The sequence below is a fragment of the Ruegeria lacuscaerulensis genome, from assembly GCF_013034685.1.
Taxonomy (GTDB): domain Bacteria; phylum Pseudomonadota; class Alphaproteobacteria; order Rhodobacterales; family Rhodobacteraceae; genus Ruegeria; species Ruegeria lacuscaerulensis_B.
This window is the reverse complement of the sequence record NZ_WQGO01000008.1, coordinates 78,652-92,400: the sequence shown is the minus strand read 5'-3', so window position 1 is coordinate 92,400 and position 13,749 is coordinate 78,652. Positions and strand designations below refer to the sequence as shown.

The window sequence follows — 13,749 nt, the reverse complement described above, 5'->3', positions numbered from 1 at the left end:
CTGGTAAACATTCTATTAACGGGGATGCTGCCTGGTACCTCGTAAGCGTGCGGATTTCGCACTTGGTAAAACAGTCTGGAGTAAAAATTATGTCGAATACTATTCGCAATTTCTTTCTGAAGCTGCGCAAAGACGAGCGCGGTGCGACCCTGGTCGAATATGGCGTGGCCCTGCTGCTCGCCGTTATTGTTGGCGGTACTGCACTGATTAGCATCGCGGAAGACACCTCGGCCAACTTTGATGATGCGGCAAATGTTCTTAGCGATGTTCGCGCGGTGGTTCCGGCACCCTAATATTATAGTTTGTTCTGCAGCAGTCACGGTAGTTGGTTGGGCTATGTCTTGTTACATTTTGTCACGAGATACCAAGCACACTTGTTAGGAAGTAAACTAAGCGCCGCAGAGCTGACGTTAGTGAAGTTGCCCCCGCCTTTTTGAAGGGGCGGGAGCAACACGTAGATGGTAAAATGCGTCAGAGTGAATGCTAAACTGCTCAGTCTTTTTGAACACCGCCCAAACCTGACAGCCATTATTACTTTCGGAAATTGGAGGGCAAAATGCGCGTTAAATCTCTATTAATGTCTATCTTCGGTATTGGTCTCGCTGGAGGCGCTGTGCTCTGGACCCAAGACCAGCTTGAGCGAAACCAAGCAGCAGCTGTGGATGCGAGTATCGTGCGGGTTGTGGCTGTATCAGAAGACATTCCGTTTGGAAGCCCGATTGAAAGTCATAAATTGACTACGATCGAGTGGCCAGCCGAAGCAGTGCCCGTTGGTGTCTTTACCAATTACAACGATGTTCTTCCCACGGCGGGTGGAGAACCGCGCCGGGCCAAACGCGCATTGGCCCAGGGTGAAATTCTTCTTGCTTCGAAAGTATCAGAATTTGGCGAAAAAGTTACCATCGTGCAGACGCTTGGCGAAGGTAATCGTGCCATGGCGATCAACGTAAATGCGCAAACCGGCGTCGGTGGGTTTGTAACCCCTGGTGACTATATCGACATTGTTCTGACGCGCGGGCGAGATGAGGAGTTGCGCGCCATTACGATCCTTCAAAATATCCGCATAATTGGTGTCGACCAGCAAGCCGATGAAGAAATTGACAGACCTGGCATTGCGCGGACCGTTACCGTCGAGGTGACTCCGGAACAAAGCCAGCGATTGGCCCTGGCACAGAAGGCCGGACAGCTGAGCCTGTCTCTGCGTTCACTGGATGAGACTGAAAACAAACCTCTTGAGGCTGTACGTTTGAGCGACATCCTGCTGGAAAAATCACCAGTCGAAGATGGTACCCCGCAACCTGTTGTGAAAGTGCGTCGCGGTATCTCGGACGTTCAGGAAGAGAAGGTAACTATTACGGCAACCGACGACGAGGTTCCGCTTACGGACACATCCAGCACCGTGAATTGATGCTAGTCAGGGTCAGGGAGGGTAAACGATGACTTTTGTTTCCAAGTTCCAGAAAGAAGAAGACGGAACGATCCTGATTTTTGTGGCACTTAGCCTGGCCATGATCCTCGGCTTCGCCGCCTTGACCTTTGACCTTGGCCGTATGGCCTCGACCCAGACCGACCTGCAGTCTTATGCCGACCATGTGGCATTGGCCGCGGCAGGCGAACTTGACGGCAATGCCGACGCTATTACCCGCGCGCGTGCAGCCGCCGAGAACATGATCGCGGATCGCCAGTTCTTTGCCGATGGGGATCAGACGCTGGACTCGGCTGCCGATTTCAGCCTGCGCTTTCTGACCGGTTTGCCGGACCCTGCTGTCGACCCGGATGATGATGACGCGGTAGACGGGTTTTTGACCAACGATGCGAGTGCAGCCATCATGGTCGAGGTGCAAGCAACGCCGCGAACCGTTCTCCTGCCCTTTACACGTGGTTTGGCTGCGTTGTTGGGGGCCCCTGCTCCGAATGAACAAGTCGGTGCCACAGCGATTGCTGGGTATACAGGATTTGCCTGTGACGTGACCCCCTTGATGTTTTGCATTCCGGGCGGCTGGACGGCTAACGCAAATGTCGGTCAGGCTATCCAGTTGCGTACCGGTGGCAACGACTCGGCCTGGGGTCCTGGAAACTTCGGCTTTCTTGACCCTCAAGATATTGGGATCAATCCCAACGGCCCCTGTGCGGGTTTGAATGGATCAAGCCTTTATATCTGTCTTATCGCCGCCGAGGGCAACTTGACTAAGTGTGTGTCGCAGCGTGGGGTGGACACGGAACCGGGGCAACGGAACGGTATTGGTTCGGCCATCTATAACTCTCGTTTTGATTTATTCCTCGCAACGATGAACAGCTTGCGGAATGATCCGGCCTATGCCCCTGGTCCTCAAGTTATTGCTGGGTGGGAGAATCCGACCGGCCAGTGCTTGAAAAACAATCCAACGATTTCAGATGACACCATGCCGTTCCCGCGCGACGACTGTTTTGATGCCGGAAACTGCGCCACATTGGTGCCCGAAGGTGCCGGCCGCTTCGGTGATGGGGACTGGGATGATGGGAGAGCCGCCTATTTGGCGACGAACTATGGTACTGGAACAGACCCTTTAAACCCGCTGCAACCGCATCCGCTGATTGCTGATGGGACCATAAGCTTGCCTACCGGCAACACGCGCTACCAGATGTATCTGGATGAGATTACCAAGTTCGCTGGCCGTGACATTCTTGAGGGACGCAGTGAAACGGGTCGTCGGCAATGTGCGAGCACAACGAACCCTGACCCTGATCGCCGCACATTCATCGCCGCCGCTATCGATTGCGATACCAATCCAGTTGTAGGTCGCGCCGTAGACGTGCCGGTGCAGGAATTCGTAAAAGTCTTTCTGATCCAGCCACTGGAGCAAACCTCGGGAACTGATTTCGATATCTACGTCGAAGTGGTCGAACAGGTCGGTGGCGCCGGAACCGGTATTGACGAAGGTATCTTCCGTGATGTCGTGAGGTTGTACCGGTGAAACGTCTGATGTCCCTTATCTCACGACTCAAGCGCTGTGAATCCGGTGCTCCGATGGTCGAATTCGCACTGGTCATGCCCCTGATCTTGCTGTTCTTGGCGGTGATCATCGAAGGGGGCAGGATCACATGGATACACCAATCCACATCCGCCGGGGTCCGCGACGCTTCGCGAATGATTGCGCGTATTGCACCATTGGATCTGTGCGAGACGGGGACCCCCGGCGATTTTCAGGATTTGGAAGATTTGGCGACTGATATTGTTGAAACACAATTGGATGGGTCGACTGTAATTCCGGCAGGCGCAATTTTGTCGGATGTGTCTTTCGCTTGTTTCGAGCGGGCTGGTGACTATCGTTTGAATCCCACCTCGGTGGTCGAGGTTACGGCCGATGTACGCATTGATTTGATATTTGGTGGAATTTTTGACTTTTTTGGTGACGGGGTTGGCGCGTTGAATTTCCAAGTTGCGGATCAAAGCAGGGTGTATGGCGTATGAACCAGGTTCTTCATATCCTACAAGCGTTTGCCCGCAATCAGCGTGGTGCCGCTTTGGTCGAGTTGGCAATCGTCATCCCGCTTTTTCTGTTCCTGATTTTCGGGGTCGTAGACTACGGGCGTCTTTACTGGTCGACGACGGCGTCGCAAAAAGCGATGCACACCGCTGCCCGTTTGGCGACGGTTGGCCCACCGCAATGTGGAGCGTTGCCGGCAACTCACACACTGGGCCCTGGTGGAGATGCGAATACCCGTTTTGGGGCCTTGTGCCGAAGCAATGGTGGCATTTGCGCTGTCCCCAATCTTCCGGCGCCGTGCACGCTGGATACTTCGACCCCGTACGGCGCGCGCATCTGGAACCAGATCGGTCCTCTGTTGCCGCCGGGCACAGGACCTGCGAATGTACAGTTCACTTATTCACATGATGCCCGTCTGGGATTCCTAGGTGGTCCCTATACCCCGGTCGTGACGGCTGATTTGATCGGTGTCGATTTCAATTTCGTAATGCCGCTGGCTGGTCTGGCTGCGTTGGCCTCGGGCAATCCGGCGGTCACGTCCAATACCCCGAACAGTATTTCCCTTCCCGCGATGAGCACTTCGGTTCCTGCCGAAGACCTGGCTGTCGGGGCGGTAGAGTAAGGAGTAAGATAATGAATTCCAAGCAGATTTCAGTGTTTTTGATTTCGCCCGATGAAGAGATTTACTCGGCCATCGAAGGATCTCTGGCGGATCAGGAGAATTGCAGCTTTACCGGTCGGAAAGAAACGGTGTCCGGCGTCAATGGAAAGGCCGCAAACCTTGCGTCTTTGCATGATGTTGTCCTGTTCGATGTCGAAGATGACGCCGATGGTGCGTTGAAGACGGCGCAGAATATCTGCGATGCGCGGATGCCCAATGCCATTATCATCGCGCTGGCCCCCGAAGATCTACCGCTGGAAAAAGCGCGGCAGCTTACGAAACTGGGCGTGGACGAGGTATTGCCCCGAAATGCCATCAACGAAGAGATCGTGCCGCAGGTGGATGCGATCCGCAACCGCCGTCAGGCGCAACTGCCCACCGTTTGGAGTGGACATGCAACTCTCGGCAAGGTGATTGCGGTTGCCAAGTCGCGTGGCGGGGTTGGGTCCTCGCTGGTGGCTGCGAATATGGCAAACGAGTTGCAGGCCAAGGAGGGTTTCTTCAAGAAGAAAGCGACCAATGAGGTTGCGGTTGTGGATCTGGATTTCCAGTTCGGGTCGATCGCGGCGCTGATGGACGTGGAAGAAAGCGACGCGATGTGGCGCATGGCGATGGATGAAAGCATCCCAGACGGTGCGTTTTTGGAACAGGCCATGGTCAAGGCACCCTGCGGTGTCGACGTTCTGGCCGCACCCTCGCGCTATGGCCCGCTGTCGGCCATTCAGGAAGACCAGATCACGGCTATTCTGGATAACCTGAAGCGGACCCATGATTATGTGGTCGTCGACCTGCCACGGGCGCTGGTGGAATGGATCACTCCGGTGCTGACGCAGGCCGACAGACTGTATCTGGTGACGGATGTCGCCGTCCCGTCGGTGCGATCGGCCCGCAAATTGATGGATTTCTATCAAAGCGAGAACCCCGCCATCGATATCCAACTTGTGGCGAGCCTTGAAAAGAAACCTCTGCTGCCCGCAGCTCATCACCGCGCAGCGGCCAAGTTGCTGGAACAGGATTTTGCCCATTGGGTGCCCAAGGACGACCGCACGGTCCGTGAATCGGTGGACCGAGGCATCCCGTTGCAAGATGTTTCCAACCGTGCGCCTGCAACGCGGGCGATCAAGAAACTGGCCGATGATGCCCGCGCTGCCATGCCGCCGCGTGTTGGCAACTCGTAACCGTATATCCGCAGACGTGAAGTAAAAAGTAGTAAAGGTTTAAGAACATGTTTCGTGAATTTGACAGGACAGGTCGCACAACTTCGAACGCCGCGAAGGTCGTTCCGCTGGAAACGAAGCAGGTTTCTGAAAAAGCTTCGGATACGGTTGTGTTTGAAGCCGAGAAAAAGGCGACCAAGCACGCCAGAGAGATGGATCGCATCGACCTGAAAGCGCGGATGCACAATTCGCTGCTGGACAAGTTGAACCTGGCGGTGATCGACAAGGTTGAAGAAGACACGCTGCGCGGTGAGATCGGCAAACATGCCACCGAGCTGTTGCGCCACGAAGGCCGCGCCATGCGCAGCGAAGAGGTCAAACAACTGGTCGAAGAGCTGATGCATGAGGTTCTGGGCCTTGGCCCGCTTGAACCTTTGCTGGCCGATCCGACAATCAACGATATCCTTGTGAACGGCCATCAGCAGATTTTCGTAGAACGCGCCGGTATTCTTGAGAAAACCCCGGCTCGGTTCCGTGATGAACGTCACCTGTTGCGTATCATCGACAAGATCGTCAGCCGCGTTGGTCGCCGTATCGACGAACGTCAACCTTGGGTGGATGCGCGTCTTGAGGATGGCAGCCGTGTGAATGCGATCATCCGGCCTTGTGCGCTGGACGGGCCCGCGCTGTCTATCCGTAAGTTTGCCCGCGTGCCTCTGACTATGCAGCGCCTTGTGAACAATGGCGCGTTGAATGATAGCGCGGCGTCGCTGCTGCGCGGTCTGGTCGAGGCCAAGATGAACATTCTGATCTCGGGTGGCACCGGCTCTGGTAAGACCACGATGCTGAATGCACTTTCAACCTATATAGGTGGGAGCGAACGCATCGTGACCATCGAAGACGCGGCCGAATTGCAGCTGCAGCAGGAACATGTACTGCGTATGGAAACCCGCCCGGCAGGTCTGGACGGAACCGGTGCCGTTGCACAGCGTGATCTGGTCCGCAACGCTCTGCGGATGCGCCCTGATCGCATCGTGGTGGGCGAAGTGCGCGGTTCTGAGGCGTTCGACATGCTGCAGGCGATGAACACTGGCCACGATGGTTCAATGACTACGGTCCACGCCAACAGCCCTCGGGACGCCCTGTCTCGTGTTGAACAGATGGTTCAGATGGGTGGTATGGAGCTGCCGCACTCGGCCATTCGTGCAACTATTGCCTCGGCCATTCACTTCGTGTTGCAGCTGAACCGCCTGTCCGATGGTACCCGCCGCGTAACCTCGATCGCCGAAGTCACTGGTATGGAGGGCGAAATCGTCACCATGCAAGACATTTTTGTCTTCAAACGCGAAGGCAAGGACGAGAACGGCAAGGTTAAGGGTCGCTTTATGCCGACCGGCATCCGTCCGAAGTCCAGCGATGCTCTGGCCGCTGCCGGGATCGACATGTCCTCGATCCAGTTCAACTAAGGAGGGCCAGCGGTATGGAACAGCTTCGCGCTTTTATAGAAAACCTGGATCTAAGCACGATCGTCGGCCCCGAAATGGAAGTCGCCGGGTTTGATGTCCGCTTTATTATCGCACTAGTGATTTTTCTTGGCGCTCTTATCGCTTTTGAAGGTATTCGTCAGTTTTCCCGTCGCGGTGAAAACCGGGAAGAAGCGATAAACCGCCGTATTCAGATGCTGAACGAAGGCAAGACTGGCGAAGATGTTCTCAACCTTCTCAAACCTCAGGAGACGCGCCCAATCCTGCGCAAGTTTCCCTTTGTGGGTGATTTGCCGGCCGCTTTGAAGGCAGCTGGGTTGAACATGGTTCCGGAAATGTTTCTGATCGGGTGTGGTGTTGCGTTTCTGATTAGTGCCATCGGTGGCACAATGGTTGCAAATCCACTTCAGGTCATCCCGATTTCTATCCTCTTGTTCATAATCGCTCCTTTGATTTTTCTCGGATCCGCGCTGAGACGGCAAAAGGCAGCATTGATTAAGCAACTGCCCGACGCGTTGGATTTGATGTCGAGAGGTCTAAAAGTTGGTCATCCGTTAAACACGACACTTCAGAGCGTTTCTGAAGAAATGCCTGATCCTATTGGAACAGAGTTCGGTCTCGTTGTCGATCAGGTAGCCTTTGGCGAGGAATTGACCGAGGCGATGAAAAATATGGCTGATCGAGTTGACGAGGAAGACGTCCGATATCTGGCGGTTGCTTTAATGATGCAGCATGGTTCCGGCGGCGATCTAGCCGGAATCCTTAAGACCCTCGCCCAGGTGATCCGAGCGCGCATGTCTTTGCGCCGTAAGATCAAGGCCATCTCAGCCGAAGGGCGTATGACAGCTTACATTCTATCGTCTATTCCGGTGGTGATTGCGGTGGCCATGACGATCTTGTCGCCGTCTTACTACGGAGATGTAATGGACGCACCGTCTTTTTGGCCGGTGATGGGAGTTATCGCAGCTGCGATTGTCCTGAACGCCATCGTTATGTTCAAACTCGTGAATTTCCGGATATAAGGAGCGTTTGCGATGCAACTTTTAGACTCTTTGCTGCAAAATGAGTTTGCCCTTCAAGCTTTGATTTTTCTTCTAGTGATTGCCGGGGCGTTCATTGCTTTCTTTGGTATTTCGTCTTCGCTGAACGAGCGCTCGTCGGCAGCAGACCGTATGGTGCCAAGCCGACCGAGGCAAAACTTGGCACGCGTCAATATCGATAGAGGTGAAGACCCAGCTCCAACTGGTCTGACTGCAGCCTTAATACCCGCTGATGCCAACCTGCGATTCGAAGTGGGGCAGGTGTTGGCGCAATCTGGATTTCGTGGCAAGAACGCGATAGCAGGATACTATGCAGTTCGCCTGGCGCTAGCGACGTCTTTGCCCATGATCTTTTTGGCGTTATTGAGTTGGCAACTTCCGACGAGCATTGGGGCGCGGATCGCAGACTATGTGTCTGGGCTGGATGTGCTTTCTATCCTACGCAATGTCGTGATCCTTTGTGCCATTGGCTTCTTCGTTCCGCAGCTTTGGATGAACTCGCGTATCAAAGAACGCCGCCGTTTGATGGAAAACGCTTTCCCAAATATGCTGGACTTGCTTCAGATTGGTGTCGAGGCTGGAATGGGGTTCGATCAGGCTTTGCTAAAAGTGGCGGTAGAGTTGCAGCTTGTTTCGCCAGAATTGTCGGAAGAAATTCTAGTTGCTCTGAGTGAAATTCAAGCGGGCCGTGACCGTGATGCAGCCTTAATGCGCATGGCGCGCCGAACCGGAATTGAAGAAATGAGTTCCTTTGTCAGTGTTGTTCTGCAATCGACGCGATTTGGTGTGCCACTTGCTTCCGCATTGAAAACATACGCTGACGAGATGCGGGAACTACGCGAACTCAGAGCGCAAGAGATGGCAAACAAGCTGCCGGTCAAGATGTCTGGCGTAATGGCAATGTTGATGCTACCGGCTCTTGCAGGATTGATCCTGGCCCCGGTTGTTATCCGCTATTCTAGCTCGTTAGCAGCAGGTAACTAAGCGACTAGGACAATTAAAACACAGACAGCGTAATCATGACCAGGCCTGACGCCCCTATGGCGACGCCCATTGGAAACTCTCGTGATTGCGCTGTCGACTCAAATTTAGGGGATAAACGCTTGGCGTAGCGCCGAAAGAGCGACATCCCGATCAAACCAAGAGCCATGGCTGCGGAAAATACAATCATATACAATGGCACGGCGCTTGGGGGCATGGCCAAAAAAACAACAGGCAACATCTTGGCGTCCCCACCTCCCAACCAGTTCAGCGCAAAAAGCCCTAGGCAAACCACAAAACATGCAGCGCCGATCAGCAGCCGGATCAGCAAAGTATTCCAGTCCAGAAACGGGGCCGCGACAAGGCATAGGCCTAGGCCAATCAGGCAATACAGATTAGGGATGCGAAGCTGGGTGAAATCGGTCCAGGCCGTTGCCACGAACAGAGGTGCGAACAGCCAAAGCGAGATCCAGTTTTGCCAGTCCAGTTGTGGCATTAAGCCCTTGCTTGATGCTGCTTCCCATGCAGAGCTTCACGCTCTTCAACGGATACTAGCCGACGGGCCAGCATATGGAAGTTGTCCAGACCTGTTTTGGAATAGATATGCTTGAGGTGTGTCCTGACAGTAGCAGCGCCAATGTCCAACTCGGCGCCAATAGCCTGCGAGGACAATCCTCGAGATACCAGTACACAGACCCGCCACTCAGCCCGCGTCAGGCCAGTCGGGTTGTCGGTGCTGAGAATCGCAACGTTTTCCGTGCTACTTTTCCGAATGGTCGCAACCGACTGGCGCGACAGCGCTTCGGTTACCAGACCGGGACGGCGACTTTGGAATGTTTCGGACAATTGGGGTGCAATTTGTTCAATTGCCTCTTTGAAACCCGGTTCCGGGTTGCGCCCGAAATGCAGCTCTAAGAAGTCAATCTCACCGCCCTGGTGATCAAGACAGACAAACAGAATGTCCGAAAGGCTGCGATGTGAAATCCACTCGGTCAGGACGGGGGAAAGATCGCTCGGGTCTTCGCCATCTTCAACCAGACTAAAGACCGAGGCCCGCTTGGGCATATTGCGAAACGGCCCCAACGCGTCATTCGCGAAAGACAGGAATAGAGGACGGCAATGGGCAGGATCTCGGGTGTCAGCCCTGGCGGCAACGCGATGAGAACCCTTGTTCAGCCACAGACGGCTGATTACGGCGCATTCGGCGCCAAATGCTTCGGCAATACCATTCAGCGCGGCGTCCAATACAAGACCGCCCTGACTCCAATGAATGAAATTGATGATCGCTCTGGCATGTTGCGCGTTTGGCAGCCACGCACCGCTATGAGCTTTCCCCCCAATCATGAGTTACCGTTCCACACTGGTTAAAACAACTTACTGGCTAATGGCACGAATTGTATTTTCGCCTCAACCGATTCTTCAATAGTCCAAAAATCCTACCAATCGTACATGAACCGAAAATTAACATTACATATATCCTAGCGGTGCATCTAATCATGTGTCTTATTGGTCGAATGTCGGAGACAAACGGTTGTAAAGTATCGAAATGTATCTTTAGAAGCCTTAATCAGAGATGCGTTCTATGCCCCAGATATGGCGGCTCTCGCGTTAAAATCTGAGCAAAACGGCTGCCGTGGCGTCGTTTCTCAAAGCGAAAGGCAGTTGGTGTAAGCCTCGATATTTTCAATGGAAATAGTGTGATAGGTGCGCTCCAATCAGAAAATCCTGCTGGCCCGATGTGTCGTCATAGGCGTAGGTGTGTTGCGATTGAAGCCCGATGCTTTGAAACTGTTTTCTTGCACAACCCTACGGTTACCCTCAGTTTCGGCTGTGACTGGATAGGTTTGACGGCATGACACGGGGAATGGAAAGAGTGGATGAGTAGCAAATCTGTCACACGTCGCTACTCGCTGACCGGTGGAGTCGTAGCGAGCACCGGCCTGGCGTTGCCGATGATCTTTCCCACTTCGTCCTCTGCTGGTTTCACGAATGCACCAAACGGAAGCACGGTTACGTTTGGCTTCAATGCGGCTTTGTCAGGACCCTTCTCGGAAGAAGGAAATGACCAATTGCGCGGGCAGAAACTGGCCGTCGAGCATCTTAATGGCCAGGGAGATGGCGGGTGCCTGAACGCGTTTTCCTCGCGGGCGCTGGCCGGGAATGGTGTTTTGGGCAAGAAAGTCACGTTTGTCGTGGCAGATTCAGAAGGCAAGGCGTCCAAGGCGCATTCTTCTGCCAAGGCAATGATAAATTCCGATGGCGCGGTGATGCTGAATGGCGGGTCGACGTCGGGCGAGGCCATTGCGGTTCAGAACCTGTGCCAAGACGCGGGCGTGATCTTCATGGCTGGCCTGGCGCATACAAATGACCTCACGGGTAAGGAGAAGAAAGCCAATGGTTTCCGCAATTACTTCAATGCCTATATGACGGGTGCCTCCCTTGCTCCGGTTTTGGCGGCTGAGCTGGGCACGGACCGCCGTGCTTATCATCTGAGTGCTGACTACAATTGGGGCTGGTCCCAGGAAGAGGCGATTGTTGCCTCGACCGAAGCGTTGGGATGGCAAACAGTCAATCGGGTTAAAACCACTCTGACATCGACGGAATTTACGACACATATCGCGTCGATTCTAAACTCGGGAGCGGATGTTCTGATCCTGAACCACTATGGTGCCAACTTGGAGGATTCGTTGGCCAGCGCGTTGCAATTCGGTTTGTTGGACAAGGTCGCGAATGGCAAGGATTTCAAGATTGTCGTCCCGGTACTTTCCGATCTCATGGCCGCGAGGGCGGGTGCGAGTATCAAGGGCGTGCTGGGTTCGATGAATTGGAACTGGCAGCTTCAGGATAAGGGGACCAAGGCGTTCGTGTCGTCATTTCAGGAAGCATATGGCTTCCCGCCTTCGATCGCGGCACAGACCGGCTATTCACAGATTTTGCTCTATGCCGATGCCGTCGAACGGGCGGGGACCTTCAACCCATGTGGCGTTGTCGAGGCTCTCGAAGATTTCGAGTTTGACGGTTTGGGTAATGGGCCAAGCTGGTACCGTGGTGCGGATCACCAGTGTTTCAAAGACGTACTTGTTGTGCAGGGACGTGATAGCCCGACCGACCCTTATGACAGGCTGGAAGTCGTCGATGTTACCCCAAGGGCGCAGGTCGAATATGACCCTCAGCATCCGATGTTTTCTGGTGGCCAGTTAGGAAAGTGCAATCCGGGCGCATAATTGACGCACAAGAATTTTCGACGAAAATTCTCTGTCTCGCCGAATACGGGAAACCCCCAATATCTTCGGAGGGCGCGGGCGGTTAACTCTAGTTCATCCAAGGTTACACCGAGGACAATCCACTTCCCCGGATGAGGGGCTGGCTACTTTCCCCCTCGGCCGGCCCTTCATTTTCGGGTCAGGCTGTTTCTTCCAACATCGTCAGCGACGCCCTCACCGCTGACGGCAATTCTATCGCTTGGTCATAGCTGAGCATGTGGGGGATCTCGTCAATCGATGATTTGCGATAGCCTTTCGTGAATAGCAGGAATGGAACCTTTGCGCGTTGCGCTGTTTCCGCATCGACCTCGCTGTCGCCGATGAACAAGCGCGGACCGGTTTGAGGGATCGCGTCAAAGCTGGCGTGCAGATGGGCGGGGTCGGGTTTGCGGGTGTTCAGCGTATCGCCGCCGAAAACGGTATCGAAAAATTGCGACAGCCCTAGCGCGTCCAGGATGTGGCGAGCCGGGGCCTCGGGCTTGTTGGTGCAGATGCCAAGTACGCAGCCCATTTGCTGCAATTGGGCCAAAGCCTCCGGTACGCCCGGGTAGACAACGGTCTGCGCACTGGAGGCCGCCCCGTAGTAGTCCAGAGTTCGTTTTGCCAATTCGCTGTGGCGGTCTAGCGGTATGTCGCAGTGGCCCATCACACGCTCAACCAGTTTCGGCAGGCCGTTGCCCACGAATTTCTGGATGATGTCCTGCGGCAGCGCGGGTTTGCCTTCGTCGCCCAGCATCCGGTTCGCCGCTGCGGCGATATCGGGCAAGCTGTCAATCAGCGTACCATCCAGGTCGAACATCAGCGTTGCGGTCATTGAAACCTCGGTCGTTGAAATTGTTCAGTCAGACCTAGCCTTTTCGCAATTTCAGCGCAATTCCACACTCTTGGTTGCAGCGTATAGATTGCCACTTGACATACCTGAGTAAAATAATCAGATTATCCAGCAAGACACACAGCCAACCCGAAATCGGGTCAGCCATCCCAAAAAATGAGAACAGAAATCGGCCTTTCGCCCGTGACCCTCTGGAGTTGACCTGATGAATGTGCAGAACCCGAACCCGACGCAATCCTACCCCGTATCGATGCTGCCGGCACACAAGGCCGAAGAGCTGACCAAAGGCGGGAACCTTGCTCATATCGCGTTGGGCGACCAGCTTTACACCCTGCGCATTACACGCACGGGCAAGCTGATCCTGACTAAATGACCGCCTCGTTATCACGCGGAGGGGCGGCGGTTGGAAAGCTGTCCGATCTCAGCCCGATCGAGGCCAGCGCGGTCCTGTACCTGCGGCTTTGGGGCGACGCCACGGCGCGCAAAGATATCGCCTGCAAGATCGGGGTCGACCTTGGCACCGAACCTGAAGCTGTTGCAATGATGACCATTGATCGACTGTGCGCGCTCTGTGCGCATCACGGGCGACGCCCTTTGATCCGTCATCAGGTTGGGTGTTCCTGTCTTGGCGCGGATGAGAACTGTTTTGCGCAGATGATCGCTGCGGCCTCGGAAGGGGCGCGCGAGGACGCGATGATGATGGCGACGCTGATTGTCCGGCCGGACTTTGCCCCCGCACTTACCGCCTTGTCCGAAGAGCTGGGTCTGGCGCTGCGCCAGATGACCGCGCCGCAACCTCTGCCCTCAACCGGGCATTTATCCCCCTCGGCCGCGTTGCATTGACAGCGATGCCGATCCAGACCT

General features: G+C 54.7%; 15 protein-coding genes. 12 read left to right on the top strand and 3 right to left on the bottom strand.

Annotated elements, in window-relative coordinates:
- Positions 1 to 89: 89 nt before the first annotated feature.
- The 9 genes from GOV80_RS18570 (at position 90) to GOV80_RS18530 (ending at position 8,793) form a co-directional block, all read left to right on the top strand.
- Positions 90 to 293, top strand: a complete 204-nt coding sequence (locus GOV80_RS18570; protein WP_170786953.1) for a Flp family type IVb pilin — start codon at positions 90 to 92, stop codon at positions 291 to 293.
- A gap of 263 nt (positions 294 to 556) precedes the next feature.
- Positions 557 to 1,408: a Flp pilus assembly protein CpaB gene (cpaB, locus tag GOV80_RS18565; RefSeq protein ID WP_170786951.1), complete on the top strand. Its 852-nt coding sequence runs from the start codon at positions 557 to 559 to the stop codon at positions 1,406 to 1,408.
- 28 nt (positions 1,409 to 1,436) lie between these two features.
- On the top strand, positions 1,437 to 2,954 hold the full coding sequence (locus tag GOV80_RS18560; RefSeq protein ID WP_170786949.1) for a pilus assembly protein TadG-related protein: 1,518 nt from the start codon (positions 1,437 to 1,439) through the stop codon (positions 2,952 to 2,954).
- A gap of 8 nt (positions 2,955 to 2,962) precedes the next feature.
- Positions 2,963 to 3,451, top strand: a complete 489-nt coding sequence (locus GOV80_RS18555; RefSeq protein WP_170786946.1) for a TadE/TadG family type IV pilus assembly protein — start codon at positions 2,963 to 2,965, stop codon at positions 3,449 to 3,451.
- Positions 3,448 to 4,089 (top strand): TadE/TadG family type IV pilus assembly protein, encoded by a 642-nt coding sequence (locus GOV80_RS18550; protein WP_170786944.1) that lies wholly within the window; start codon positions 3,448 to 3,450, stop codon positions 4,087 to 4,089. The genes GOV80_RS18555 and GOV80_RS18550 overlap by 4 nt, the downstream gene beginning before the upstream one ends.
- Before the next feature lie 11 nt (positions 4,090 to 4,100).
- A complete protein-coding gene (locus GOV80_RS18545) occupies positions 4,101 to 5,306 on the top strand; it encodes a CpaE/TadZ family protein (protein ID WP_170786942.1) in 1,206 nt (401 codons plus the stop codon).
- A gap of 47 nt (positions 5,307 to 5,353) precedes the next feature.
- Positions 5,354 to 6,751 carry a TadA family conjugal transfer-associated ATPase gene (locus tag GOV80_RS18540; RefSeq protein ID WP_170786940.1) on the top strand — a complete coding sequence of 466 codons (1,398 nt, stop codon included), beginning with the start codon at positions 5,354 to 5,356 and terminating at the stop codon, positions 6,749 to 6,751.
- 14 nt (positions 6,752 to 6,765) lie between these two features.
- Positions 6,766 to 7,791, top strand: coding sequence for a type II secretion system F family protein (locus tag GOV80_RS18535; protein WP_170786937.1), 1,026 nt, complete (start codon positions 6,766 to 6,768; stop codon positions 7,789 to 7,791).
- A 12-nt stretch (positions 7,792 to 7,803) separates the two neighbouring features.
- Positions 7,804 to 8,793 (top strand): type II secretion system F family protein, encoded by a 990-nt coding sequence (locus tag GOV80_RS18530; protein WP_170786935.1) that lies wholly within the window; start codon positions 7,804 to 7,806, stop codon positions 8,791 to 8,793.
- 13 nt (positions 8,794 to 8,806) lie between these two features.
- Here the strand turns inward: GOV80_RS18530 and GOV80_RS18525 are convergent, their stop codons facing one another.
- Positions 8,807 to 9,286 carry an A24 family peptidase gene (locus tag GOV80_RS18525; protein WP_170786933.1) on the bottom strand — a complete coding sequence of 160 codons (480 nt, stop codon included), beginning with the start codon at positions 9,284 to 9,286 and terminating at the stop codon, positions 8,807 to 8,809.
- Positions 9,286 to 10,134, bottom strand: coding sequence for a response regulator transcription factor (locus GOV80_RS18520; RefSeq protein WP_170773817.1), 849 nt, complete (start codon positions 10,132 to 10,134; stop codon positions 9,286 to 9,288). The genes GOV80_RS18525 and GOV80_RS18520 overlap by 1 nt, the downstream gene beginning before the upstream one ends.
- Before the next feature lie 533 nt (positions 10,135 to 10,667).
- On the opposite strand from GOV80_RS18520, the gene GOV80_RS18515 reads away from it, so the two are divergent.
- The gene (locus tag GOV80_RS18515) at positions 10,668 to 12,014 is read left to right on the top strand and encodes an ABC transporter substrate-binding protein (protein WP_170786931.1); all 1,347 of its coding nucleotides are present in this window, start codon (positions 10,668 to 10,670) and stop codon (positions 12,012 to 12,014) included.
- Between the two features lie 178 nt (positions 12,015 to 12,192).
- On the opposite strand, the gene gph is transcribed toward GOV80_RS18515, so the two are convergent.
- On the bottom strand, positions 12,193 to 12,867 hold the full coding sequence (gene gph / locus GOV80_RS18510; protein WP_170786929.1) for a phosphoglycolate phosphatase: 675 nt from the start codon (positions 12,865 to 12,867) through the stop codon (positions 12,193 to 12,195).
- A 223-nt stretch (positions 12,868 to 13,090) separates the two neighbouring features.
- On the opposite strand from gph, the gene hemP reads away from it, so the two are divergent.
- Both hemP and GOV80_RS18500 read left to right on the top strand, forming a co-directional pair.
- On the top strand, positions 13,091 to 13,258 hold the full coding sequence (gene hemP, locus GOV80_RS18505) for a hemin uptake protein HemP (RefSeq protein ID WP_170786927.1): 168 nt from the start codon (positions 13,091 to 13,093) through the stop codon (positions 13,256 to 13,258).
- Positions 13,255 to 13,728, top strand: a complete 474-nt coding sequence (locus tag GOV80_RS18500; protein WP_170786925.1) for a hypothetical protein — start codon at positions 13,255 to 13,257, stop codon at positions 13,726 to 13,728. Before hemP ends, GOV80_RS18500 begins: the two co-directional genes overlap by 4 nt.
- Positions 13,729 to 13,749 lie beyond the last annotated feature (21 nt).

What these genes read in the sequence shown, in the direction of transcription:
- GOV80_RS18500 (WP_170786925.1), top strand. Translation starts at nt 13,255, where the DNA reads ATGACCGCCTCGTTATCACGCGGAGGGGCGGCGGTTGGAAAGCTGTCC.
- GOV80_RS18550 (WP_170786944.1), top strand. Translation starts at nt 3,448, where the DNA reads ATGAACCAGGTTCTTCATATCCTACAAGCGTTTGCCCGCAATCAGCGT.
- GOV80_RS18560 (WP_170786949.1), top strand. Translation starts at nt 1,437, where the DNA reads ATGACTTTTGTTTCCAAGTTCCAGAAAGAAGAAGACGGAACGATCCTG.
- GOV80_RS18570 (WP_170786953.1), top strand. Translation starts at nt 90, where the DNA reads ATGTCGAATACTATTCGCAATTTCTTTCTGAAGCTGCGCAAAGACGAG.
- hemP (WP_170786927.1), top strand. Translation starts at nt 13,091, where the DNA reads ATGAATGTGCAGAACCCGAACCCGACGCAATCCTACCCCGTATCGATG.
- GOV80_RS18545 (WP_170786942.1), top strand. Translation starts at nt 4,101, where the DNA reads ATGAATTCCAAGCAGATTTCAGTGTTTTTGATTTCGCCCGATGAAGAG.
- GOV80_RS18520 (WP_170773817.1), bottom strand. Translation starts at nt 10,134, where the DNA reads ATGATTGGGGGGAAAGCTCATAGCGGTGCGTGGCTGCCAAACGCGCAA.
- gph (WP_170786929.1), bottom strand. Translation starts at nt 12,867, where the DNA reads ATGACCGCAACGCTGATGTTCGACCTGGATGGTACGCTGATTGACAGC.
- GOV80_RS18540 (WP_170786940.1), top strand. Translation starts at nt 5,354, where the DNA reads ATGTTTCGTGAATTTGACAGGACAGGTCGCACAACTTCGAACGCCGCG.
- GOV80_RS18555 (WP_170786946.1), top strand. Translation starts at nt 2,963, where the DNA reads ATGTCCCTTATCTCACGACTCAAGCGCTGTGAATCCGGTGCTCCGATG.
- cpaB (WP_170786951.1), top strand. Translation starts at nt 557, where the DNA reads ATGCGCGTTAAATCTCTATTAATGTCTATCTTCGGTATTGGTCTCGCT.
- GOV80_RS18535 (WP_170786937.1), top strand. Translation starts at nt 6,766, where the DNA reads ATGGAACAGCTTCGCGCTTTTATAGAAAACCTGGATCTAAGCACGATC.
- GOV80_RS18525 (WP_170786933.1), bottom strand. Translation starts at nt 9,286, where the DNA reads ATGCCACAACTGGACTGGCAAAACTGGATCTCGCTTTGGCTGTTCGCA.
- GOV80_RS18530 (WP_170786935.1), top strand. Translation starts at nt 7,804, where the DNA reads ATGCAACTTTTAGACTCTTTGCTGCAAAATGAGTTTGCCCTTCAAGCT.
- GOV80_RS18515 (WP_170786931.1), top strand. Translation starts at nt 10,668, where the DNA reads ATGAGTAGCAAATCTGTCACACGTCGCTACTCGCTGACCGGTGGAGTC.